At 40.3% G+C, this 24,531-nt stretch carries 23 protein-coding genes; 20 read left to right on the top strand and 3 right to left on the bottom strand.

Features of this window, described 5'->3' with window-relative positions; translation table 11 throughout:
• The first annotated feature begins 35 nt into the window (after positions 1-35).
• Together ACGG81_RS10915 and ACGG81_RS10910 are read left to right on the top strand one after the other, a co-directional pair.
• Entirely contained in the window at positions 36-701 is a 666-nt protein-coding gene (locus tag ACGG81_RS10915; RefSeq protein ID WP_337434642.1) for a response regulator transcription factor, read from the top strand.
• Entirely contained in the window at positions 686-2,053 is a 1,368-nt protein-coding gene (locus ACGG81_RS10910; RefSeq protein WP_337434641.1) for a HAMP domain-containing sensor histidine kinase, read from the top strand. The genes ACGG81_RS10915 and ACGG81_RS10910 overlap by 16 nt, the downstream gene beginning before the upstream one ends.
• A 438-nt stretch (positions 2,054-2,491) precedes the next feature.
• Here ACGG81_RS10910 and ACGG81_RS10905 read toward each other — a convergent pair whose 3' ends face one another.
• A complete protein-coding gene (locus ACGG81_RS10905) occupies positions 2,492-3,067 on the bottom strand; it encodes a helix-turn-helix transcriptional regulator (protein ID WP_337434640.1) in 576 nt (191 codons plus the stop codon).
• A gap of 643 nt (positions 3,068-3,710) precedes the next feature.
• Between ACGG81_RS10905 and ACGG81_RS10900 the strand changes: the two genes are divergently transcribed.
• The 10 genes from ACGG81_RS10900 (at position 3,711) to nrdG (ending at position 15,903) form a co-directional block, all read left to right on the top strand.
• Positions 3,711-3,956, top strand: a complete 246-nt coding sequence (locus ACGG81_RS10900; RefSeq protein WP_016286640.1) for a DUF6870 family protein — start codon at positions 3,711-3,713, stop codon at positions 3,954-3,956.
• 129 nt (positions 3,957-4,085) lie between these two features.
• Positions 4,086-5,759 carry a recombinase family protein gene (locus ACGG81_RS10895; protein WP_390108322.1) on the top strand — a complete coding sequence of 558 codons (1,674 nt, stop codon included), beginning with the start codon at positions 4,086-4,088 and terminating at the stop codon, positions 5,757-5,759.
• Positions 5,760-7,415 (top strand): recombinase family protein, encoded by a 1,656-nt coding sequence (locus tag ACGG81_RS10890; RefSeq protein WP_337434638.1) that lies wholly within the window; start codon positions 5,760-5,762, stop codon positions 7,413-7,415.
• Positions 7,408-8,970, top strand: a complete 1,563-nt coding sequence (locus tag ACGG81_RS10885; protein WP_390108319.1) for a recombinase family protein — start codon at positions 7,408-7,410, stop codon at positions 8,968-8,970. Before ACGG81_RS10890 ends, ACGG81_RS10885 begins: the two co-directional genes overlap by 8 nt.
• A 110-nt stretch (positions 8,971-9,080) precedes the next feature.
• The gene (locus ACGG81_RS10880; RefSeq protein ID WP_337434636.1) at positions 9,081-10,340 is read left to right on the top strand and encodes a DUF262 domain-containing protein; all 1,260 of its coding nucleotides are present in this window, start codon (positions 9,081-9,083) and stop codon (positions 10,338-10,340) included.
• Between the two features lie 12 nt (positions 10,341-10,352).
• Positions 10,353-11,444 carry a DUF3696 domain-containing protein gene (locus ACGG81_RS10875; RefSeq protein WP_118655925.1) on the top strand — a complete coding sequence of 364 codons (1,092 nt, stop codon included), beginning with the start codon at positions 10,353-10,355 and terminating at the stop codon, positions 11,442-11,444.
• Positions 11,445-11,455: 11 nt separating this feature from the next.
• Positions 11,456-12,391: a hypothetical protein gene (locus tag ACGG81_RS10870; protein WP_337434635.1), complete on the top strand. Its 936-nt coding sequence runs from the start codon at positions 11,456-11,458 to the stop codon at positions 12,389-12,391.
• A 488-nt stretch (positions 12,392-12,879) separates the two neighbouring features.
• Positions 12,880-15,165 carry an anaerobic ribonucleoside triphosphate reductase gene (locus ACGG81_RS10865; RefSeq protein ID WP_390108315.1) on the top strand — a complete coding sequence of 762 codons (2,286 nt, stop codon included), beginning with the start codon at positions 12,880-12,882 and terminating at the stop codon, positions 15,163-15,165.
• Between the two features lie 77 nt (positions 15,166-15,242).
• Complete coding sequence (nrdD, locus tag ACGG81_RS10860) at positions 15,243-15,389, top strand: anaerobic ribonucleoside-triphosphate reductase (RefSeq protein ID WP_009262487.1); 147 nt, start codon at positions 15,243-15,245, stop codon at positions 15,387-15,389.
• Positions 15,373-15,903, top strand: coding sequence for an anaerobic ribonucleoside-triphosphate reductase activating protein (gene nrdG / locus ACGG81_RS10855; RefSeq protein WP_119987599.1), 531 nt, complete (start codon positions 15,373-15,375; stop codon positions 15,901-15,903). The genes nrdD and nrdG overlap by 17 nt, the downstream gene beginning before the upstream one ends.
• A gap of 59 nt (positions 15,904-15,962) precedes the next feature.
• Here the strand turns inward: nrdG and ACGG81_RS10850 are convergent, their stop codons facing one another.
• Complete coding sequence (locus ACGG81_RS10850; protein WP_390108311.1) at positions 15,963-16,511, bottom strand: prolyl-tRNA synthetase associated domain-containing protein; 549 nt, start codon at positions 16,509-16,511, stop codon at positions 15,963-15,965.
• Positions 16,512-16,633: 122 nt separating this feature from the next.
• On the opposite strand from ACGG81_RS10850, the gene ACGG81_RS10845 reads away from it, so the two are divergent.
• The 8 genes from ACGG81_RS10845 to ACGG81_RS10810 all read left to right on the top strand — a co-directional run bounded on the left by ACGG81_RS10845 (position 16,634) and on the right by ACGG81_RS10810 (position 23,743).
• Positions 16,634-17,017: a hypothetical protein gene (locus tag ACGG81_RS10845; RefSeq protein ID WP_390108308.1), complete on the top strand. Its 384-nt coding sequence runs from the start codon at positions 16,634-16,636 to the stop codon at positions 17,015-17,017.
• A gap of 106 nt (positions 17,018-17,123) precedes the next feature.
• A complete protein-coding gene (locus tag ACGG81_RS10840) occupies positions 17,124-18,872 on the top strand; it encodes an ABC transporter ATP-binding protein (protein WP_390108305.1) in 1,749 nt (582 codons plus the stop codon).
• Positions 18,859-20,598, top strand: coding sequence for an ABC transporter ATP-binding protein (locus tag ACGG81_RS10835; RefSeq protein WP_390108303.1), 1,740 nt, complete (start codon positions 18,859-18,861; stop codon positions 20,596-20,598). The genes ACGG81_RS10840 and ACGG81_RS10835 overlap by 14 nt, the downstream gene beginning before the upstream one ends.
• Positions 20,599-20,710: 112 nt before the next feature.
• Positions 20,711-20,893, top strand: a complete 183-nt coding sequence (locus tag ACGG81_RS10830; protein WP_390108300.1) for a ferredoxin — start codon at positions 20,711-20,713, stop codon at positions 20,891-20,893.
• Positions 20,894-21,048: 155 nt separating this feature from the next.
• On the top strand, positions 21,049-21,564 hold the full coding sequence (locus ACGG81_RS10825) for a ferritin-like domain-containing protein (protein WP_008974812.1): 516 nt from the start codon (positions 21,049-21,051) through the stop codon (positions 21,562-21,564).
• Positions 21,565-21,603: 39 nt separating this feature from the next.
• The gene (locus ACGG81_RS10820; RefSeq protein WP_008974813.1) at positions 21,604-21,861 is read left to right on the top strand and encodes a PRC-barrel domain-containing protein; all 258 of its coding nucleotides are present in this window, start codon (positions 21,604-21,606) and stop codon (positions 21,859-21,861) included.
• A gap of 58 nt (positions 21,862-21,919) precedes the next feature.
• Positions 21,920-22,372 (top strand): transcriptional regulator NrdR, encoded by a 453-nt coding sequence (gene nrdR, locus ACGG81_RS10815; protein WP_035102618.1) that lies wholly within the window; start codon positions 21,920-21,922, stop codon positions 22,370-22,372.
• Positions 22,373-22,408: 36 nt separating this feature from the next.
• Positions 22,409-23,743, top strand: a complete 1,335-nt coding sequence (locus ACGG81_RS10810; protein WP_390108296.1) for an alpha-L-fucosidase — start codon at positions 22,409-22,411, stop codon at positions 23,741-23,743.
• Between the two features lie 27 nt (positions 23,744-23,770).
• Here ACGG81_RS10810 and ACGG81_RS10805 read toward each other — a convergent pair whose 3' ends face one another.
• Complete coding sequence (locus ACGG81_RS10805) at positions 23,771-24,523, bottom strand: exodeoxyribonuclease III (protein ID WP_390108293.1); 753 nt, start codon at positions 24,521-24,523, stop codon at positions 23,771-23,773.
• Positions 24,524-24,531 lie beyond the last annotated feature (8 nt).

Here is a 24,531-nt window from a genome sequence, read left to right as displayed (position 1 = left end):
CTACAATAGTACCGGAGTGAAAGGAGGTGCATTTTATGGCAAATATCCTTGCTATAGATGATGAAATTCCTATTTTGGAATTGATAAAAAATGGATTGCAGAAAGACGGACACACCGTTTCCACATATCCATCTGTTTCACAGATTCCCTTAGAGTGCTTAAACCGATATGATTTGATAATGCTTGACATTATGATGCCTGACACAGACGGCTTTACATTCTGTAAAAAAATCCGCTCCCTTGTGGATTGCCCCATACTATTTCTTACTGCTAAAACATTGGAGAACGATATCACTTTTGGCTTGGGAATTGGAGCTGATGACTATTTGACAAAGCCCTTCCGTATAGCTGAATTGCGGGCACGTGTAAACGCCCATCTGCGGCGGGAAACAAGAGAAAAACACAGCACAATCATTTTTGAACATATTAAGGTCGATTTATCCGCAAAAGAAATCCGGGTTGATGACTGCCCGGTTCCCTTTACAAAGAGCGAATATTTAATTTGTGAATATCTTGCTAATAACAAAGGACAGGTTTTTTCTAAAGAACAGATTTATGAGGCTGTATTCAGTATTGACGGAGACAGCGATAACTCAACAATTTCTACTCACATTAAAAATGTACGGGCAAAGTTTAATAAGATGGGGGTACAGCCAATCATTACAGTTTGGGGGATAGGTTACAAATGGGAACAAAGATAGCAACGTTAAGGACAGCTTTTATAAAATACCTTGTTATGCTGATAGGCGGTCTGACATTATCCGTAATCACTCCTTTTCTTGTATTTACGATATTTGCTAGTTTGGGGATTGTTAATTATGCTAACCAAAGTGAAGAATTTGTGAAAACAATAGCTCCTGTTCTTGCTTCAACACCTGATTTGGCAGATGTAACAGAAAACATGCCTCCCGGGTGTGATTACCTCTTGCTGGATAAATCATACACAATACTGGAAACCTCCTTAAAAAATGATGATGTGAAATCAGCATTAAGATATGCGACCGATGGTGTTAATACTGCAAATAATGGAAAGCAATTTCTGTTAATTACAAGGGATAAGGAACTGATTGTTTTACAATACTATATCGGTTCACAATTTACAAATGAATGGTTTAATGAGCATTTTCCTTCGCCGGAAATTTTGTTGTATATCCTCATAGGCGCGAATTGTATTGCGGTTTGCGTAATACTAACAACAAAATTCTCTAAGAATTTGAGGGTACAGCTTGCCCCTCTTTTTGAAGCGACAGAACAGGTTGCACAGAAAAATCTTGATTTTGAAGTGGGACATTCAAAAATCAGAGAATTTGAGGACGCACTTTGTTCTTTTGCTAATATGAAAGATAATCTGAAAATGTCTTTAGAGAAGCAATGGCACGCGGAACAATTACAGAGAGAACAGATTTCAGCATTAGCCCACGATTTGAAAACACCTTTGACAGTTATTCAAGGAAATATTGATTTGATAAATGAAACGGAACTTGATGACGAACAACGTCTATATGCAGATTATATCACTGAAAGCTCCAGTCAAATAAGCATTTATATTAAGACGCTGATTGATATTTCCCGGACTGTTGCCGGGTATCAGCTTCACTTGGAAGAAATTGATATTTCTGATTACATGGGACAGATTGAAGCACAGGCAAACTCCTTATGTCTTACAAAAGGAATTTGTCTGCACATGGAAAAGGAAATTGACTTGGGTATATTCAAAACGGATAAACTTCTGTTAGAACGGGCAATTATGAATGTGATAAGCAACGCCTTAGACTATTCTCCACCACTGGGAACAATTTATGTAACAACACAAAAGGTAGACCATTTTTTACACATATCCATAACAGACGAGGGAACCGGCTTCACATCAGAAGCTATACACCATGCGCAAGAACAATTTTTTATGGGCGATAAAAGCAGAACTTCTAATATGCACTTTGGTATGGGACTTTATATCACAAACAGCATTATCAAACAACATAACGGGCAACTTATTTTAAGCAATTCTAAAAAGACTGGTGGTGCGCAGGTAATAATTAAAATTCCATATTAAGAAATTAGAGGGCGATACTGCGGTATCGCTCATTATTTTTTCAAATCTTTATAAAATCTACAAATTTTCCATATAGTATATAAGTAAAGAATATAATTTCATTCTGCCGGACGACGGCAAAGAAAAAAAGCCGTCGTAACGCAGATACATTTTCGTGTGCTTTTGAAGTGGTGGCTTTGATTTTTAGAGCAGTCGCTTCTTTTTGTGCTTATTTTTAGCAACGACGATCCGGACAAAGAACAGCGGCATTTAGGAGGATTGACGCCATGTCTGCGTTATTCTTGTTTTGCTGATATGTATGATAACACCTCTTCTATCCTATAAAAAATTTGCAGGAAATCGCTCTATCGTAGAACGATTAAGAGATTATGAATATTAAAGTAATGAATCTGGATACTGCACTAAGTTATAAAAAGTATATTCCATATTGGGCATGATTTAAGTTTCGCTAAGTTCTGATTTTACAGAGCGCCATTGTTTCTTAGGCTCATATTTTCCACATCCGTCACAAGTCTGCGGCCAGTTGATTTTCCACTCAAAATACTCATCTCTGGTAATCTCACCGGATTTCAGTTCTTCTTTTCTGAGAACCCATTCTTTCATAAAATCATTGAGAACTCCATAATTGAACCACATACCAACAGGTGGATGAGCAGGCCAGTTGTCAGAGTTATGGTAACGGACTGCGGTATCTTCGCTGGAATTGCATTTCTCTCCGGGATAAGTTTCTAACTGAAAGAGATTGATAGCTGCCGGATTAAATTCATCAATCCAGAACAGGATTTCCATAAGTTCAGAAGCATCCATAGTAGTAGGTTCATGCAGTGCCAGTGGATTTACGTCCAGAATCTTAGCCATTTCAGTTACCAGATCTTTACGGGGAACCCTGTAATTCGTTTCGTATTGGGCAAGGCGGTTCGCACCTTTATCGCCCCAGCCGAGGGCAGCTCCAAGTTCTGCCTGTGTCATATTCCGGAATGTCCGGATTTTTTTTATTTTATCACCGATTGTCATACCAAATTTCCAACTTTCTTTTTGATAAATCCATTTTACTACCAAAAACAAGGAATGTAAACAGAAAGATTCGCATTGAAGCGAACAAAACGCTTGACATTCGCGTTAAAGCGAATTAAAATGGCAGTACGATAAGGTTCGCATTAAAGCGAAATAAAAGAAGTAAATGTAAACTTTTTATGAATTTTTCAAAAAAGGGTGTCAAAAGTGCCTCTGTAACGCCTTATTAGTGAGAGGATTTTTTTGAAGCGAACAACATTTTAGTGTTTCCAGGCTGTAATAAGTGAAAGGATATTCAAAAAACTCTCTTTTGTACCTTGAAAACTGCATGAGCTGTATAATCTGATTCCACAGATGCCATAACCCTGTAAATGATTTTACTGGCGAGCGTCGAAGATACTCCGGAAACGGCTGGTAAGTTTGCGAAGAAGCTGCCAGCATTCAGAAATATTCTGATAGAGGTTGGACGTAACGCTGACAACAGATTATACGAATGGAAGCCAACACGCCGAACAGAATATGCAATGCCATAGTAATAGATAAAATTTGAGAACAAAATGCGAAAGGTAAGGTGATGTGATTGAGAAAATTGTAGGTATAGGACGACTTATACAAAGAATATGTTGGAAAAGAGGTGAGCATCATGGTGAATCAGTCAGTAATAGATTCCAGTGTTAATCTGGAGCAGTTAAAGGACATTGAAGATTTAATTCCTGATATGGATAAAGCTATTTCTGAAAAAGTGGAAACTTTTCTGGATAAATCTGGCGATCAGCCGTATGCTCACATGAATGAAGGGTATGTGGTAGTCGTGGAAATGACAGGAGAAATGGATGCTACAGATGCGATCAGTGATTATCTAAGAAAAAGAACGGAGTTGATGTATTAGATGCAAGTCTTGAAAAAATATCTTGCGAAGCTACAGATGTTATGTTAATGTGAAGTCAGGGAAAATGAACGTGATACATGGTTTCTGACTTCAAATTCAATGGAATAAGTAAGTTAGGAGCGATGTAAAATGGAACAGATGCAAATGAATATGCCAGATATGTACGATGCTGCATTGTATCTTCGGTTATCGAAAGATGATATGGAAGAGGGCGGTGCGAAGTCAGAGAGCAACAGCATTGCAAATCAGAGAGAGTTACTTCGGAGCTTTGTAAAAAGCCAGCCGGATATTCAGATCTTTGATATATATGTGGATGACGGATACTCAGGAGGAAATTTTGACCGACCTGAGTTTAAACGAATGACAAGTGATATAGAAGCTGGAAAAGTAAACTGTGTGATTGTAAAAGACTTATCCAGATTCGGAAGAGAATATATAGAAGCCGGGCGATGGATCGAAAAGACCTACCCGGCTTTAAATGTGCGTTTTATTTCAGTTACAGACCAGTTTGACAGTAAAACAGCAGATTTTTCAGAGAAGTCATTTGTAGTTCCAATCAAAAATTTTGTAAATGAAAGTTATTGCCGGGACATTTCCGGTAAAGTGCGAAGCCACCAGAAAATCAAACGTGAAAAAGGTGAATTTATTGGAGCATTTGCCCCGTATGGTTACTGCAAAGATCCGGAGAATAAGAACTGTCTGGTGATTGATTCTTATGCAGCGGATATTGTAAGAAAAATATTTTCATGGAAAATTGATGGGTTCAGTCTTGGAGCAATCGCAGAAAAACTGAATGTACGTCATGTGCAGTCGCCAAAAGAATATAAAAAGGCAAATGGTGAAAATTACAATTCCGGATTCCATAGTTCAGATACACCGAAATGGTCGGCAGTGCAGATCAAAAGGATTCTGACCAATGAAGTCTATATTGGAAACATGGTACAGGGCAAGCAGGAACGAATCAGCTATAAAGTAAAGCAACGCCTGGATAAGCCAGAATCAGAGTGGGTGAAAGTAGAAAATACGCATCCGGCAATTATCAGGCAGAATGATTTTGATGTGGTTCAGAAGCTGCTTCAATATGATGGCAGGGCATCGAAAACATCGGACAGTGCAAACTTTTTTTCAGGTTTTGTATTTTGCGGAGATTGCCATACACCGATGATACGCAGGGTAAATCAGTATAAGGGAAAGAAAAAAGCCTTTTATATTTGCCAGACAAAAAATAAAGGTGGAGATTGCACCAGACACAGCATTCCGGAAGAGGTGCTGAAAAGGATTGTATTGAAAGAGATTCAGGCATATACGGCACTTTTCGTAGACTATCAGATGATTATGGAAGAACTTTGTGAAATGAAAGTCAGTTACGATCAGGTAATCGGTTATGATACGCAGATTAGTAGGTTGCAGGAAGAATATAACCGTTATTACAGCCTGAAAGCGTCTTTAAGTGATGACTTGAAAGAGGGACTGATCAGTAAAGAGGAGTTCGATGATTTTCGGGAAAATTACGGAAGAAAATGTGAAGAACTGGAGCAGATGATTGAAAATCAGAAAAAGCTGGTGAAGCAAATGTTTGAGGATGGAGTGTCTGCAACTGTTCAGTTGGAGGACTGGAAGAAATCACTGGAAATCAAAGAACTGGATCGCACATTGCTGGCACTGACCGTAGATAAAATTTATATTTATGAAAATAAGCAAATTAAAATTCACATCCGTTATCAGGATATGATTGAGAAAATGAAAGTCATAAGACGGTTTTATGCGGAACACCGGACAGAGTGCAGGAAAGAGGTGAGATAAATGGCAAGGACAGCAAAAAGATATAAGAAAAACACAGAGAAGAAAGTTCTTGGGATTCCGGTATGTATGGCTGCAATTTATGCCAGATTATCCGTAGACAGTGATGAAAAAAAGTCAGAATCTATTGAAACACAGGTTACGCTGATAAAAGAGTTTATTCAGAAGCACAATGAAAATCCAGACAGAGAGTATGAAATTGCTGTATATGACATTTATTCTGATCTGGGAAAAACTGGAACAAATTTTGACAGACCGGGATTTGAACGGATGATGAATGATGTCAGGGCAGGTAAAATAAATTGTATTCTGGTAAAGGATTTCTCACGATTTGGAAGAAATTATATCGAAACCGGAAATTATTTGGAAAAGATTCTCCCTTTTATGAAAGTGCGGTTTGTTTCTGTATGTGACAACTATGACTCCTATGCACTGGGTGCTAAGAATCAGGAGTTATCCATGAATATCAAGAATCTGGTGAATGATGCTTACGCAAAAGACATTTCTGCAAAGGAACGGGCAGCAAAACGTATTGCACAGAAGAACGGTGAGTATGTGGGATCTACAGCTCCATACGGATATTGTGTGGAAAAGGTAAATGGAATTTATAAGTTAATTGTAGAACCGGAAGCCGCAAAGATTGTCCGCAGGATTTTTGAAGAATATGCTTCAGGAGATGGCATACAGAGCATTATTGACAGGCTGTTTGAGGATGGGGTACATCGGATTTCAGATTATAACCGATATCATCATGTGTACTGTCAGGACGTAGAAAATCTTCATCAGTGGGGAAATTCTTCGATACGTGCAGTGCTGAATCGAAATAATTATTATGGCGATCTGGTTCAGAGAAAATATGAATCCAGATTTCAAAGAGGTGAAAAATGGTGTGATATACTGGATGAAAGCCAGTGGATTATTACGCCAAATGCCCATGAGCCGATTATCAGCCGAGAACTGTTTGACAAAGCACAAGTCAGGTTAAAAGCAGCACAACAGAAAACAACAAAAACTACGGCAGGATGGGAAGAGGATGAAAGAGCATTTTATAATGTATTCTATTGTGGAGACTGCAAGCGGAAAATGTGTACACGCAGATACAGAGGTAATGTGTATTATTTTTGCAACGCTGCTCAGTATCGGGATGAAAGGAAATGTAGTCATAAATCTATCTCTGAAGAAAAATTGCAGAAAATTGTCCGTTCGGAGCTGACCAGACAGTTTCAGTTATCTGGCTTACGGAAAAAGGATATGTCTGCTATAAGCAGTGCGGTATTTCTTTCCAAAATCAAAGAAGTTCAAACAGAAATCAGAAAATTGGATGTAGATATGGAAAAACGTTCAGAAAAACTGGCACAGGCATTTATGCAATATAAAGAGGGGGAACTTTCCAAAGAAGCCTATATAGAAATGAAAGATGACCGTAATAGCTGGAAAGAGTTCTGCGAAGAGAGAAAGAAGTCTTTAGAGCAGACCATACGAAAGCTGGAAAAACAGCAGAAAGAAGAAGCCAGATTTTTACGAAGCCTGCTGGAGCTGGATGGGACAACCAGAATCAATGCGGAACTTGCAGAAAGCTTGATTGAAAGTATGTATCTATATGGTGATGGCAAACTGGAAATCAACTTCGGGTTTAAGGGGGCGGTAGAACATGAGTGATCAGAAACTGATTATTGGATATTACCGCCTTTCCATGGAAGATGACTCAGAGGGAGAAAGTAACAGCATTATTAATCAGAGAAAACTGGTAAAAGATTATATTTCCAATATTCCTGAACTGGTGGCTATGCCCTTTCAGGAGTTCTACGACGATGGATATTCTGGTTCCAGTATGGAACGTCCGGCAATTAAGCAGGTTCTGGAACTTGCCAGGGAGAATAAAGTGCAGTGTATTGTAGTAAAAGATTTTTCACGTTTTGCCAGAAACTATATTGAGATGGGAACTTATCTGGAACAGATTTTTCCATTCCTGGGAGTACGATTCATTTCTATCTCAGACCGATATGATTCTAAAGATTATAAGGGAAAGAGTTCGGATATTGAAGTACAGTTTAAAGGACTGATAGCAGATTTTTATGTGAAAGATCAGTCCGTAAAGGTAAAAGCGGCAGTCAGTACCAGACGAGGAAAAGGTGAGTATTGCTGTGGCTCTGCACCGTATGGGTATCGAATCAATCCTGAAAATAAGAAAGAACTGGTGATTGTAGAGGACGAAGCGGAAGTGATTCGCAGAGTATTTGAACTGACCAATCAGCGATATTCCAAGATGGAGATTTGTAAGTTATTCAATGAAGAGGGTGTATTGACTCCCTTGCAGTCTATGAGCAGACGACAGAAATCAGACAGCAAGAAAGCTGCATCAAGAGGATTGCAGTGGACGAGTGATATGATACGGAAGATTGTGGATGATAAGACTTATATAGGCTGTATGGTCTATGGAAAGACAAAGATTCCAGATCCCGGAACAGGGAAAGAAGTACCAGTGCCGAGAAATCAGTGGAAAGTGATGGAAAATCACCATGAGCCGATCGTATCAAAAGAAGTTTTTGAAAAAGCACAGTCCCTGCAGATTAGATACACAAAGAAAAGTAAATTTGACAGGGAAACAACACTGTTAGGTGGCTATGTGAAGTGTGGAAATTGTCACAGAAGCCTGACTTCAAGCAGTCCGGTTCATGGTCATATCCTTTATAGCTGTGCTTACAGTAAAGGAAAAGAAGATACAGGATGTTTTGCCGGAAAAGCGGATAACAAAATGCTGGAGCATATTGTGCTGGCAGAAATTAAGGCATATTTACGTCAGAATATCAGCCAAGAACAGATGCAGCAATCTATGAGAAAACAACATGAGGACAGTATAGAAGCCTATAAGATGGAAAGTGCAGATTGTGAAAAGCGTCAAGAACAAATAAAAATCCAGAACCGCCGGAACTATGAGAAGTATCACGAGGGACAGATGAACCAGAACCAGTTTATGGAAGCCAAGAAGCAGTTGGAAGAAGAAAGAGAACGACTGCAGAAACGTGTACAGGAACTGGAAGAACTGATAAATGGTGAGAAAGAAATCCTGATGAAAAAGAATGTTCCAGTGGAGCAGATGTTGAAGTATTTAGGCTATGAAAAGATGACACGAGAGATGCTGGAAGAATACGTGCAGGGAATATATGTGTATGATGATGGGAGAGTGGAGGTGGAATGGAAAAATAGTTATTAAATATAGAAGGATTTGATTGCTCTTTAAAGTTATATAAGATAAAATATTGTGTATAAAATTGGAAATATGCCATACATTATAGAATTTGATGGTTGAATGAGGGCGAGTAAATGGAAGATACTACACTTAAAAAAAAGGATATTGAAGAATTAGAAAAGTTAGTAAAAATAGCTGAAGAACAAGGGAATAATATTAATCTGAATCTAGTATATATGATAATAGATTCGGAAAAAATAAACTTTGCAGAAGTAATGAAATATTTTGAAAATAGAGGAATTACAATGATAGAAGGGGATGTTGAACCAGATATTACGGCATATTCATGTGAAGGTGAACGGATTAGACCTTTTGATCCTTCTAAAATAAGCATTACCATGAAACCTATGACGTTGGATGCATTAATAAAGAGAATACAAAATGAAGAAATTGAATTTGATACATCGTTTCAAAGAAAAGCTGGATTGTGGAGTAAAAGACAAAAAAGCCAATTGCTGGAGTCGATTTTTTTGCGAATTCCTTTGCCGGCATTTTATTTTGATGCTACTGATGAGGATGAGTGGTTAATTATTGATGGTTTACAGCGAGTATCAACTTTAAAAGAATTTGTTGTAGATAAAAGCTTAAAGTTACAAGAATTAGAATTTTTCCCTGAATTGAATGGTTGTAATTATGATAAATTACCAAGAATGTTTCAAAGGAGAATAGATGAAACGGTCATCAATGTTTATCTAGTTAATCCATCTACACCAGAAAATGTGAAATTTAATATTTTTAAGAGAATTAACACAGGAGGGTTGACACTTGAACCGCAGGAAATAAGAAATGCTTTATTTCAAGGTCAAGCAACAAAATTTTTACAAGAGTGTTCCAAATTAGAGTGTTTTATTAAGGCAACCGCAGGAAGCATAAAAAGCGAAAGAATGTTGGACAGAGAATTTGTCCTTAGATATGTTTCATTTTGTTATTTGGATTTACAATTATATAATGGAAATATAGATGAGTTCTTAAATGAAGGAATGAAATTTCTTAATCATGCTGACGAAATGTATATTAGAGAAATTAAGAATAAGTTTACCTTTGTTATGAAGGCTATGTTTGCAGTAATGGGAAATAACAGTTTTAGAAAAATATGTGAGGATGGAAGGCGAAGACCAATTAATAAGGTGATCTTTGAGTCATGGTGTTATGTATTTAAAACACTGACACCAGAGGCAGTAGGACTATTAGAAAAGAAAAAAGAAAAAGTGCAAAAAGAATATATGCAGTTATGTGCCTCTCAAGAGTATTTATATTTATTAAAAGTTCCAGATAAAAAAGCATTATACGCACGTATCAGAGCAGTTGATGAATTAATCCATAAATTTATTTAAAGAGGAATTAGAATGATTGAAAAAATTTCATTAAAAAACTTTAAATGTTTTGAAAAAATTGATGTTACATGTCGGGAATTGAATTTATTTACAGGTATTAATGGCATGGGAAAATCGACATTGATTCAGGCATTATTATTATTGCGGCAAACATATGAAAAAAATAATTGTTTGGAAAATCAGCGTTTAATCCTTAATGGATCATATGTCGAACTGGGTACTCAGACTGATATTATGTATTGGTTTAGAAAAGATGATGTGCTTTCTATAGAAGTAGAGGAAAATGATCATAAATGGATGTGTCAGTATGATAAAGTTGGAAATTTGATTTCAGAAAGTCAGGGACCTTTATCTGAAAGAGATTCATTTCTTACAAAAAAATTTGAGTATATATCGGCAGAAAGATTAGGACCTCGCCGTTATTATGACACGATAGAAAATGAAAACTCTTTGCATTCGGAAATTGGAGTGAAAGGTGAAAAAACCGCAGTATGCTTGTATGAGAAAGGGAGTGATGTAAAAGTTTATCCAAATATGAAGCATAGTTCAGAAACAAGTGAACGACTTGAATTGCAGATAAATGCGTGGTTATCAGAAATCTCGCCAAACATAAAGGTAAATGTAATTCCTTATTTAGATGTGAATTTAATGGGAGTGAGATATTCGACAAGTAACAGTTTAGGAGAAGAGTCTACAAATGCATTAAACATGGGATTTGGAGTTTCATATTCGTTACCTATTATTGTTGCATTATTAAGTGCAAGGGAGGGAGACATACTTGTGCTTGAGAATCCAGAAGCACATTTACATCCACGTGGTCAGAGAAAAATTGGTGAATTAGTTGCTTTAGCTGCTGCTAATGGTGTCCAAATTTTTATGGAAACACATAGCGATCATGTTTTAAATGGAATTCGATTAAGTGTTCGCAATAAAAAAATATCATCTGATAAGGTAAAAATAAACTATTTTTATGAATATTTATCAGAAGAAGGAATTCAAAAACATGAAAAAACATCTCCGGAGATTTTAGAAGATGGCAGTTTATCGAATTGGCCGGAGGGATTTTTTGATGAGTGGGATAAAGCAATTGATGAATTATTTTAAGAGGAATATAAATGGTATTTAATGAGATTTCTTTGAAACAACAGGTTGCAAAATTACCATTAACTGAGCAATTTTCGGGCTTTTTAAAAGTGTGTCAAGAATTGAAACATAGGAATAAGGACAATGACTTCTATTATACGGATGAATTAATGACAGAAGAAATTGCTAATGAATATACGATACATGATTGGTTGAAAGATCGAAATGTGCCTCAAAAAGATAAGCAATTTTTTAGATCTCTGATTCAGAGAGGACATAGAATAGAAACAGGAGATTTCCTTGAGAGTGAACTGATTGTAGAATTAGAAAATAAAGGTTCTGTTTCTGCTAAGGGTGCTTTAATGGCATATGAATGGGATAGCTACATAGTTAGTTTGTTATCATCTGAATTATGGGAAAAGGAATGGATGGAGGGAAAATATGTATCCATTAATGACGAAGAAGATGAAGCAGTCAAAGTAAGAAATTGTGGGATTTTGGATCATGTAGATCAATTGATTACAAGTGAAAGGGAACGACAGTCATTAATTATTTCTTCAGGAGCTGAGCTATGGGAAAAAAGAGAACAATTATATCCACATTTAATTTTTTGCAAAGAGGTGAAAAGGCAATTAGAAGAAGCTCGTGTTTCAATACAAATTCAAACTATCATGAAAAGAATTCAGATTTTAGAGGATTATTTCGCAACATATGAAGGAGTGTTTGATAAAAATGAAGTTGGTTTTGGATGCAGGACAGAATCCGAGTCGGTGAAGAAAGATAAAGAATTAAATGAGTATAGAAAATTTGTAACACCATATGGAAAAGAAGAATATTTTTATTGGCATATAAGTTTTCCGGGAAATTATCCAGGCAGAATACATTTTTTACCAGACCCGGAACATAGAGTGGGGATTGTTGGATATATAGGAAAGCATTTGCCAACCTCCAAATTTTCGACCATTTAATGTAACAATTATGTTACATCCTCCCCATCTACTTTGTGACAATTATATAACGTCCTCTATACAGAAATATGCGGTTTTAAGCCATTTCGGTGGCAAAAAAGCCGCATATTTTTTGTGGCAATGACTTGACATCCTCGGGGGCACTGTGTCTGAGAGATAGTCTGCCGCTCTAGAAACAGCCATCGAATTGCTGAAGGGAAAAAAGGTTCTTGTATAAATTTCATCGACAAAATTCTACCAGAACAGCCGGGCGGCTTACTTTTTTATGATATGAAAATGCTTATCGGTATGTCGGTTTTTCTATTGAAAACAGCACGTTCTGGCCTTTTAAACAAGGAGAAAACAGTGAAAATAACACTGTAAAAAGGCAGTGTCGAATGTTGTCCAGAGTATCGAAAGAGTGAGGAGAAAGGTATTGACTTTGTGGATATTTAGTATCATAATACTGAATAGACACAACATATTGTAGAGAAAGGGCGATAGACAGGATGATTAGAAGTATTATCAAAAGGGACGGCCGCGTGGTACTGTATGACGAAAGCAAGATTGCATCGGCTATTTTAAAGGCGATGGAGGCAGCAGGTGAAGGAGATGCGACAGATGCTGCAAATGTGGCAAACGATGTACAGAGTAAGCTTGAAAAGTTGCCGGAAGATATGCCGCCTCAGATTGAGCAGGTGCAGGATACGGTGGAGCGGGCTCTGATGAAGAAAGGGTTTGAGGAGTCGGCGAAGAAATTTATTTTGTACCGGGCACAGAGAACACATATCCGAGAAGCAAACACAAGCCTGATGAAAACAATCGATGAGATTACGAATATAGATGCGCGCGAGAGCGATATGAAGCGTGATAATGCGAATATTGACGGAAATACTTCTATGGGAAGCATGCTCCAGATTGGAGCGGCAGGAGCGAAAAATTATAATGAGGCATATTTGCTGACACCAGAACAGGCGAAGGCGTACCGGGAGGGAGATATTCACATCCATGATTTTGACTTTTATTCGCTGACAACTACTTGTACGCAGATAGATATTGAGAAACTATTTCAGGGGGGATTTTCTACCGGACATGGAGTGATCCGGGAACCACAGTGTATTCAAAGTTATGCGGCGTTGGCGGCGATTGCGATCCAGTCGAATCAAAACGATCAGCACGGAGGACAGAGCATTCCAAACTTTGATTACGGACTGGCGAAGGGAGTGGCAAAGTCTTTCCAAAAAATTTATAAAAAGCAGCTTACAGAAGCGGTGGAGGATCTGGCTGATCTTGAGGATGAAGAAGTACAGATTACACAGATGTTAAATGAACTAAAGCAGACAAAAGAACTGTTTCCACGGTTAAAGCAGGAGGAAGAAGTATTTGATCGTGCGGTACAGCAGAAGCTTTGCGAACGATATCATTTTACGGAAGAAAAGGCAGCACACATTACTGAGAAGGTCAGAAAGCGTACCGAGAAATACACGGAGCGCGACACTTATCAAGCGATGGAAGGATTTGTACATAATCTGAATACGATGCATAGTCGTGCAGGGGCACAGACACCGTTTTCTTCTATCAACTACGGGACAGATACAAGCCCAGAAGGAAGAATGATCATCCGGAATGTACTGCTTGCAACAGATGCAGGGCTGGGAAATGGGGAGACATGTATTTTCCCAATTCATATTTTTAAGGTGAAAGAAGGGATCAATTATAATGAGGGAGATCCAAACTATGACCTATTCCGATTAAGCTGCAAGGTAAGTGCAAAAAGGCTGTTCCCGAATTTTGTATTTCTTGATTCGCCATTTAATCTTCAGTATTACAAACCAGGGCATCCGGAGACGGAAGTTGCTACCATGGGCTGCCGTACTCGTGTGATGGGGAATGTATATGATCCAGAGCATGAAATCGCGTATTCAAGAGGAAATCTTTCCTTTACTTCGATTAATCTGCCTCGTCTTGCAATTGAGAGCAAAGGAGACGAGAAAGTATTTTATCAGAAATTGGATGCAATGTTGGAACTAGTTGCGAGACAGTTGATGGATCGTTTTGAGATTCAGGCAAAGAAATGTGTATATAATTATCCATTCCTTATGGGACAAGGTGTGTGGCTGGATTCGGAAAAACTAGGACCAAACGAGGAAGTCCGGGAAGTGTTAAAACATGGGACACTATCGATTGGATACATCGGTCTGGCAGAGACTTTGACGGCACTGTATGGAAAGCATCATGGGGAAAGTGAAGAGATGCAGCAGAAGGGGCTTGAGATTATCGGTCATATGCGGGCATTTACGGATGCGAAAGCAAAAGAAACTAAGATGAATTATACGTTGCTTGCGACACCGGCAGAAGGCTTGTCCGGAAGATTTCTCCGGATGGATCAGAAACGTTATGGGAAGATACCGGGGGTGACAGACAGAGAGTATTATACAAATAGTTTCCATATTCCGGTCTGGTATCCGATCTCCGCGTACGAGAAGATCAGAAAAGAAGCTCCTTATCATGCATTGTCCAATGGTGGTCATATCAGTTATGTAGAACTGGACGGAGATACTGCAAAAAATGTGGAGGCATTCGAGAGTGTGATCCGCTGTATGCACGATGCCGGAATTGGTTATGGAAGTGTCAATCATCCGGTAGACCGTGATCCAGCCTGTGGATATGTAGGTGTGATCGATGATGTGTGCCCAAGATGCGGACGGAGGGAAGGAGAGCCGATCAGTGACGAAAAGCTAAAAGAACTGAGAAAGCTATATCCGGAAATGCCGCAATTTTGCGGATGCAGATAGTACGAAAAGAGAATATTTTCAGGAAAAGGCAGCAGATATTTTGACAATAGATAGGTTAGTGAAAGGAAGGATTTAGTATGGAAGAAAGATGTACGATTGGAAAAGATGTAAAATTTGAGAGAATCAGAAGAATTACGGGATATCTTGTGGGAACAATGGACAAGTGGAATGATGCAAAAAAAGCAGAAGAGAGAGACAGAGTAAAACATGGACTGGGACAATAGAAAACTAAGGCTTGCGGGAATCGCCGGGGACAGTATTGTAGATGGACCTGGAATCCGCATGACATTGTTCGCACAGGGATGCCCCCATCACTGTCAAGGATGTCATAATCCGGAAACGTGGGAATTTGACGGAGGAACCTGGTGGACGACAGACGATCTTGTCAAGGTAATTGAGGAGAATCCTCTTGCCAAGGGAGTTACATTTTCTGGCGGGGAGCCGTTTAGCCAGGCGGAGGCATTTGCAGAGCTTGCAGGAAAATTAAAGAACCGGGGATACGAAGTGGCGAGTTATTCGGGATTTACTATGGAAGAACTTTTGCGGGGATCCCGAGAGCAGCGGATGCTTTTAGAGAAACTGGATGTACTGATTGATGGACCGTATATCGAAGAGCAAAGAAGCCTTTCACTTGCATACCGGGGGAGTAGAAATCAGAGGATCATAGATGTTCCTGCAAGTCTCAGAACCGGAGAAATCACGGAAATTGTTTCGGGGAGATGGCAGGGAGAATATTAGGAAAATACGTCTTGCAGAGAGAAAAAGTGAATTCTCTTACAAGGCGTATTTTTTTAGGATCAGTCCACAGTCGTCCATGTATGCCCGGTATGTTTTAAAAATATATTCAGTATATCTTCTGTACGTATTTTCAGACTGGATGTGTTGATGCAAGGGTGGCAGCCGATATATTTGTTTTCCAGCAATTCTTTATCGATGACCAGATGTACGGCGTGGTGACTGTCGTTCATTAGTCCCAGAACGCTGACAGATCCCGGTGTGATGTTCAGATATTGTTCCATATATTCTGGCTCAGCAAAAGAAAGACGGGAGGTGCCAAGCTGTTTTGAGACATCTTTCGTCTTAAACTTTTTTGTGCCAGGCATCATCAGAAGGTAAAAAGCAGTTTTCTGCCGGTTTCTTAAAAATAAGTTTTTGCACATGGACACGCCGAGAAGCATGTCGATGTTCTCGCAGGCTTCCATTGTCTCGGTGACTGCGTGATCTACGCGTTCGTAAGGGATGGAAAGTTCATCTAGAAGAGAATAGACTGCCATTTCCTTTGGGAGCCGTCCTGTTTTATTCGGTGCGGTTGTATAAAGCTGATTGCTGATGTTGCTTATATTCATTTCAAATCCTCCTTCCAAAGATAACATTAGAAAATATCATGATCGAATGTTAGAATATTATAGCACTTTATCGGAGTATTTGTAAAAAAATGTAAAAGACAGTTTTATTTGTTTTGCTCTGGATGACATTCGGACGGAGGTTTGAAGGGAATGGCAGAAGAATCTGTCTAGCTTTAGACCGGAAAAGACAGAAGAGATTTGAGTATCTCGGATATCTTGCAGCTGTAACAATTCCGTCAGTCACAGGGATTGGTGTGGTTATGGCTGTCGGAGAGAGCAGAGGAGTGGTGATAGAATTGTTTCGCATGTTTCTGCTTGTATTTATAGGCGCACTGTGGGTGTCAATTGTCGGAGGATGGTTCAGGAGCAGTATGGCACTTTCTGCCTGGGTGCTCGCCTTTGTTGTGATACAATTGGTGATTTGTCCGGTATTGATCAATATCTCCGCTTACTTGCCTGCTGTAGACTATATAAAATATTTATTTCCGCTCGGGTGGTATGTCTAAAGGGACTCCATTGAAAAATACATTTTTCAGTGTTCCTTTTTCTTGTCATTCCGGGCGGAAATCGCTATAATGAGAAAGAATCATTAGAAGGAGGAGATGGGAAAAGATGTTTCAACTGATTCCATATCTGAAAGGATATAAAAAAGAGAGTGTGATCGGTCCGCTCTTTAAGCTTTTAGAGGCATGTTTTGAACTGATTGTTCCACTTGTGATGGCAAAGATCATCGATGTGGGAATTGAGAACCGGGATATGCCGTACATTTTGAAAATGGGAGGAGTTTTAATACTGTTAGGTGTGATTGGTCTCGCATGTTCGCTGACGGCGCAGTACTTTGCGGCAAAGGCAGCAGTAGGGTTTGGGACGGAGCTGCGCCATGATCTGTTTCGCCATATCAGCACGCTGTCCTACCAGGAGATTGATCAAGTTGGAAGTGCAACGCTTGTAACAAGAATGATAAGTGATATCAATCAAGTGCAGTCCGGAGTCAATCTTGTACTCCGACTGTTCCTGAGATCACCGTTTATTGTTGTCGGGGCGGTTGTCATGGCATTTACAGTCAACTTCAGACTGGCATGGATCTTTGTTGTTGCAGTACCGCTTCTTTCCATTGTCATCTATGGAATTATGATGATTACAATTCCAATCTATAAGAAAGTGCAAAAAGGGCTTGATCAGATTCTTTTGACGACGAGGGAAAATCTTGCAGGAATCCGTGTGATCCGCGCATTTCGGACACAGAAAGAGGAGCAGAAAGCATTTGAAAAGGAAAGTCATACATTGATGCAGGATCAGTTGAGAGTCGGCTGGATCTCAGCACTGATGAATCCACTGACCTATCTGATCGTCAATGGAGCGATCATTGTACTTGTGTGGGCCGGAGCTTTTGAAGTGAATACAGGAAAGGTGTCACAGGGGGAGATGATCGCACTTGTCAGCTATATGACACAGATTCTGATCGCACTTGTGGCACTTGCGAATCTGATCGTATCTTTCACAAAGGCGCTTGCATCTGCGGGAAGAATCAACGAGGTGTTTGCTATTTGTACAACGATGGAATCTCCGAAAAGCAGAATGGAAAAAGTATCTGATAAAAAGTGTGAAGCAGTTTTGTTTGATCATGTGCAGTTCCGGTATCACGGATCAAAAGAACCTGCGCTTTCGGATGTAACATTTTCTGTAAGCAAAGGAGAAACGGTTGGAATTATCGGAGGAACCGGATCAGGCAAATCAACTTTGGTCAATTTGATCCCGAGATTTTATGATGCATCAGAAGGACGTGTACTTTTTGATGGTGCAGATGTCAAAGAGTATCCGATGGAGAAGCTGCGTGGAAAAATCGGAATAGTTCCGCAGAAAGCTACTTTATTCCGGGGGACGATTCGTGCAAATATCCAGTGGGGGAAACAGGATGCTGCCGATGAGGAGATCTATGAAGCACTGGAGATCGCACAGGCAAAAGAGTTTGTTCAGGAAAAACCGAAGGCACTTGATACGATGATCAGTCAGGGCGGGAAAAATCTGTCCGGAGGGCAAAGACAGCGACTGACGATTGCCCGTGCGCTTGTGCGGAAGCCGGAAGTATTGATTCTTGATGACAGCGCATCGGCACTGGACTTTGCGACAGATGCAAAGCTTCGGAAAGCCATTGTGGACAAGACAAAGGATATGACAGTCTTTCTTGTATCGCAGAGAGCGGCATCCATTCTCCATGCGGATAAGATTATTGTTATGGATGATGGTATGGTTGCAGGGATCGGTACGCATCAGCAACTGTTAAAAACATGTGAGGTCTATCGGGAAATCTGTTATTCCCAGCTTTCCAAAGAGGAGGTGGAGCAATATGAAAAAGAATAAAGGAACGGTGGGGAAAGTATTAAAACTGATCGGACCTTATAAATATCTTTTATTGTTGTCACTTGTATTTGCGATGATTTCTGTCGCTCTGACACTATATGCACCAATTTTGATCGGGGACGGTGTGGATGTTCTTATTGGAAAAGGACAGGTAAAGTTTCCGGAGGTTTTTGCAATTTTGAAAAAACTTGCAGTTGTCATTGTGCTGACTTGTGTGGCGCAGTGGCTGATGAATCTGTGCAACAACCGGATCACCTACCGTGTTGTGAAGGATGTGAGGATAAAGGCATTTGCAAGACTTCAGGTACTGCCCTTAAAGTATGTGGACAGCCGCCCGCAGGGGGAGACGATCAGCCGGATCATCACCGATGTGGAACAGTTTTCAGACGGATTGTTAATGGGATTTTCCCAGTTTTTCACCGGGATTGTTACGATTTTAGGAACGCTTGTCTTTATGCTTGGTATTCATGTACAGATTGCGTTGGTCGTGATCTTGATCACACCGGTATCTTTGTTTGTAGCAAGCTTTATTGCAAAAAGAACGTATACGATGTTTCAGAAGCAGTCAGAGACAAGAGCTGAGATGACTTCGCTTGTGGAGGAAATGATTGGAAATCAGAAAACAGTGCAGGCATTCGGTTATGGAGAGGAAGCGTTAAAGCGGTTCGATGCAATCAATCGGAACTTGCAGACATGCAGTCTCAAAGCAATCTTTTTTTCTTCCATCACAAATCCAAGCACACGGTTTGTCAATGGACTCGTGTATGCGGGAGTTGGGATTACCGGCGCAGTCTTTGCGATGCGAGGAGCGATTTCTGTCGGACAGCTGTCCTGTTTTCTGACTTATGCTAATCAGTATACAAAGCCGTTCAATGAAATTTCCAGTGTGATCACAGAACTGCAGAATGCGCTTGCCTGCGCAAGGCGCGTGTTTGATTTTATTGAAGAGGAAACGGAGACGGTGGATCAGAAAGATGCAGTCGTCTTAAGTCAGGTACAAGGAGAAGTAAAACTTGTGGATGTATCGTTCTCCTATCAGCCTGAGGTACCACTGTTGGAGCATCTTAATCTTACTGTGAAGCCGGGACAGAAGATTGCGATCGTAGGTCCGACAGGATGTGGGAAGACGACTTTGATCAACCTGCTGATGCGATTCTACGATTTGGATGGCGGACAAATATTGCTGGATGGAAATGCTGTTTCAAAAGTAACAAAAGACAGTCTGCGTGCAAGCTTTGGAATGGTCCTTCAGGAAACCTGGCTGAAATCTGGCAGTATCGCAGAAAATATTGCATATGGAAATCCGGGTGCGACAAGAGAAGAGGTTATTGCGGCAGCGAAGGCGGCGCATGCCCATGGATTTATCAAACGTATGCCGGAAGGATATGATACGGTTATTACCGAGGATGGAGGAAATTTGTCACAAGGACAAAAGCAACTTTTGTGTATTGCAAGAGTGATGCTGAAACTTCCGCCGATGTTGATTCTTGATGAGGCAACATCGTCCATTGATACAAGAACAGAAATACAGATTCAGAAAGCATTCCAGAAAATGATGCAGGGACGGACAAGCTTTATTGTGGCGCACAGACTTTCTACGATCCGGGAAGCAGATGTGATCCTTGTGATGAAAGATGGAAATATTATTGAGCAGGGGGATCATAAAACACTGCTTGCAAGAAATGGGTTCTATGCAGAGTTGTACAAAAGCCAGTTTGCAGAATAGAATAAGTTATAGTGAAAGTGTATGAAAAGAACAGAGATTGGGAATACTCTCAGAGAAAGAAAAGCGGATATCCGCTGAAAAAACAGTTAAAATCTGAGTAGGGAGGCATTGCATGAAAGCGATTGTAGAAGAAGGATGTATTTCCTGTGGCGCATGCGTTGGAGAATGTCCGGAAGTGTTCCGGTTCGGAGATGGCGGGCTGGCGGAGGCATATGCGGAAGTCACAGCAGAAAATGAAGAGGAAGCAAAGGCGGCAAGAGACAGCTGTCCGGTGTCTGTTATCGATATCCGTTAGTGACGGAAAAAGAGAGGCAGTGCTTTCTGAAAAGCAAGAAGAGAGCGGCCGATCATCCTGTCGTGAAAAAATAAAAAAGAAAATAGAAAAGAGGTCTTCTTTATCCGGGACTGCCATAGATTGTATGGTAGAACGGATCAGGGAGGCTTTTTTTAATGGAAGAAACAAAATATATTTATGCGGACAAATCAGAATACCCAGAAGTCTGTGTGCAGGAGAAAAACAGACAGTATGCGGCAGCAATGCTTGGCAATGTAGGAGCGTGTGACTCTGAAATGTCGGCAGTCAGTCTTTACTTTTACAATGGCGTGATTGCGGAGGGGAAATTTGAAGAAATCTCGGAATGTTTTCATAAGATCAGTATTGTGGAGATGCATCATTTACACACTTTTGCGACACTTGCGAATCTACTTGGAGCAGATCCACGCATGTGGAGTGTCGAGAGAGGACGATATCGTTACTGGTCAGGGGCTTGCAATCAATATTCCAGAAACATCGGTGACATTCTTCAGAATGCACTTCGCGGGGAGCAACAGACCATTGCAAAATACCGCAGACAGAAAGAATGGATACAGGATTGTCATATCAGGAAAATTTTGGAGCGGATCATCTTAGATGAACAGTGTCATGTAAAAATATTTGAGCAGCTGTGTGACAGATATGTCCATTAAAACATAGAAAACGAAATAGAAGAAATAAAGGGGGAGAAAATGCGGGTATGTGAGTTGAGGGAAAAGGAAGTGATCAATGTCTGTAACTGTAAAAGGCTGGGAAATCCGGTGGATCTTGTATTTGATGCGTGCAGTGGCTGTATCGAGGCAATCGTCATTCCGGGGCCGGGAAAAATCTGTGGTTTTCTAGGATCGGACAGTGAGTATGTGATTCCATTTTCCTGCATTAAAAAAATAGGGGAAGATATCATTTTTGTGGAAATCTGTGAAGAAAAATACCTTGTTCCATGCAAATGATTTGACATTGATTTCCATTACCGATATACTAAAGAAAAATGTGGAAGGGGAACAGAACATGAAGTGTCCTTATTGTAATAATCCAGATACAAAGGTAATCGATTCCAGACCGGCAGACGATGGAAGCTCGATCCGTCGTCGCCGTGCCTGTGATGAGTGTGGAAAGCGGTTTACAACTTATGAAAAAGTTGAGACGATTCCGTTGATCGTAATTAAAAAAGATGACAACAGAGAGCAGTATGACAGAAGAAAGATTGAATCTGGGGTACTGAGTGCCTGCTACAAAAGACCTGTTTCGGCAGATCAGATCCAGAAGTTTATGGAGGAAGTAGAGACAGAGATTTTCAGCAGAGAAGAGAAAGAGATTCCGAGCAAGGTGATTGGAGAAATCGTGATGGACAAGCTGAAAGAGTTAGATGCAGTTGCCTATGTAAGATTTGCTTCTGTGTATCGTGAATTTAAGGATGTCAATACTTTTGTGGAAGAGTTAAAATCAATTCTTGATAAGTAAGAGGGTTTCCATGGCAAAAGAGAACGGAGTGAGAAAATGAATCAGGCAATCAGAGAGAGAACGAAGTGGTTTATGGATGCAAGATTTGGGATGTTTATTCATTGGGGAATCTATGCAATTCCGGCATGCGGTGAGTGGGTGATGTCCCAGAGGGAAATGACGAATGAGGAGTATGAACAGTATTTCCAAGAATTTGATCCGACTGCCTATGATCCGAAAGAGTGGGCAAAGCTGGCAAAACGCGCTGGGATGAAATATGCGGTCCTTACGGCAAAGCATCACGATGGATTTTGTCTGTTTGATTCGGCACTGACAGATTATAAGGCGACAAATACAAAGGCAGGAAGAGATCTTGTCAGAGAATTTCTAGATGCGTTCCGGGCAGAAGGGATTCGGGTTGGACTGTATTTTTCGTTGATCGACTGGCACCATCCAGATTTTCCGAAGTACGGAGATCGCCATCACCCGATGAGAAATCAGGAGAGATACAAGGATGCACAGATAGACTTTGACAGATACCTTGATTTTATGCACGGTCAAGTAAAGGAACTTGTCACAAACTACGGAAAACTGGACCTGTTATGGTTTGACTTTTCTTACGATGACATGAGAGGAGAAACATGGCGTGCGACAGAATTGATTCAGATGGTAAGAAAATATCAGCCGGATGTCGTGATCGACAACAGACTGGAGGGGTCTGGGGAAAATCATGGAAGTATTGCAACTGCGGAACCTCTGATCTATAGCGGAGATTTTGCAAGCCCGGAGCAGATCATCCCGCCGGAAGGGATCATAGATGAAAATGGGGAGCGCATTCCATGGGAACTTTGTGCAACTATGAATAATCATTGGGGATACTGCAATTTTGATCATGAATATAAACCGGCAGATATGCTGATCCGAAAGCTTGTAGAATGTACGAGCAAAGGCGGAAACATGATTCTGAATGTGGGACCAGATGCGAAAGGAAGAATTCCGAAAGAAAGTGTGCAGATTCTTGAGGAAATCGGAGCATGGATGGAGCGAAATGGAGAGAGTATCTATGGCTGCGGAATCTCTGAAATTCCAAAACCGGAGTGGGGAAGGTACACGCAGAATGCGGATACGATTTATGCACATGTTTATGAGGCGCCGCTCGGAGCACTTCCCCTATATGGAATTGCACCGGATTGGTTGGACAAGGTGTATTATCTTGCAGATGGAAGTGAGATGACACGCGGGGAAGCATGGAACACAGTATTGTTCCAAGATGTTGCATTTGTGTCGCTCGGAGCAAATCCAGTGTTTACTTATCCGCTACCGGATCCGATTGACACTGTTTTGAAGATCAAGATAAAAAAAGGCAGCAGGCTGTGTCCGGGAATGGACTAGCCTGCCGCCTTTTTTGGCAAAACTATTTTATTCAAAATCCAGTTCTACCGGACAGTGATCTGATCCCATCACATCTGTGAGAATTTTTGCATCTCTGAGGCGGTATTTTAAACATTCTGACACACAGAAATAGTCAATTCTCCATCCTGCATTCTTTGCTCTTGCACTAAAACGGTAGGACCACCAGGAGTAAATCCCCTCCTGTTCCGGATAGAAATAGCGGAATGTATCAATAAATCCTGCCGAAAGCAGTTCCGTGAACTTTCCGCGCTCCTCATCTGTAAATCCGGCATTTTTCCGGTTTGTCTTTGGGTTTTTTAAGTCGATTTCTCTGTGTGCAACATTTAAGTCTCCACAGAAGATCACCGGCTTTTTCGCTTCCAGCTTCTTTAGGTACTTCAAAAATTCCGTCTCCCACTGCATCCGGTAATCTAATCTTGCAAGTTCGTTCTGTGAGTTTGGCGTATAGACTGTCACAAAATAGAACTCCTCAAATTCCAGTGTGATGATACGCCCTTCCTTGTCATGTTCTTCCATTCCAATTCCGTAAGCAACTGAAAGCGGCTCTTGTTTCGTAAAAATTGCTGTCCCCGAGTACCCTTTCCGCTCTGCATAGTTCCAGAACTGATGATACCCTTCCAGCTCCAACTTAAGCTGACCTTCCTGCATCTTGCTTTCTTGTATACAGAAAATATCCGCATCTGCTTCCTTGAAAAAGTCTAAAAACCCTTTTTGGACACAGGCACGTATCCCATTGACATTCCATGAAATAAATTTCATTTATCCAC

The sequence above is a fragment of the Faecalimonas umbilicata genome, from assembly GCF_042846195.1.
Classification (GTDB): Bacteria; Bacillota; Clostridia; order Lachnospirales; family Lachnospiraceae; genus Faecalimonas; species Faecalimonas umbilicata.
The sequence above is the reverse complement of the archived record's forward strand: the minus strand, read 5'-3'. Positions and strand labels throughout refer to the sequence as shown.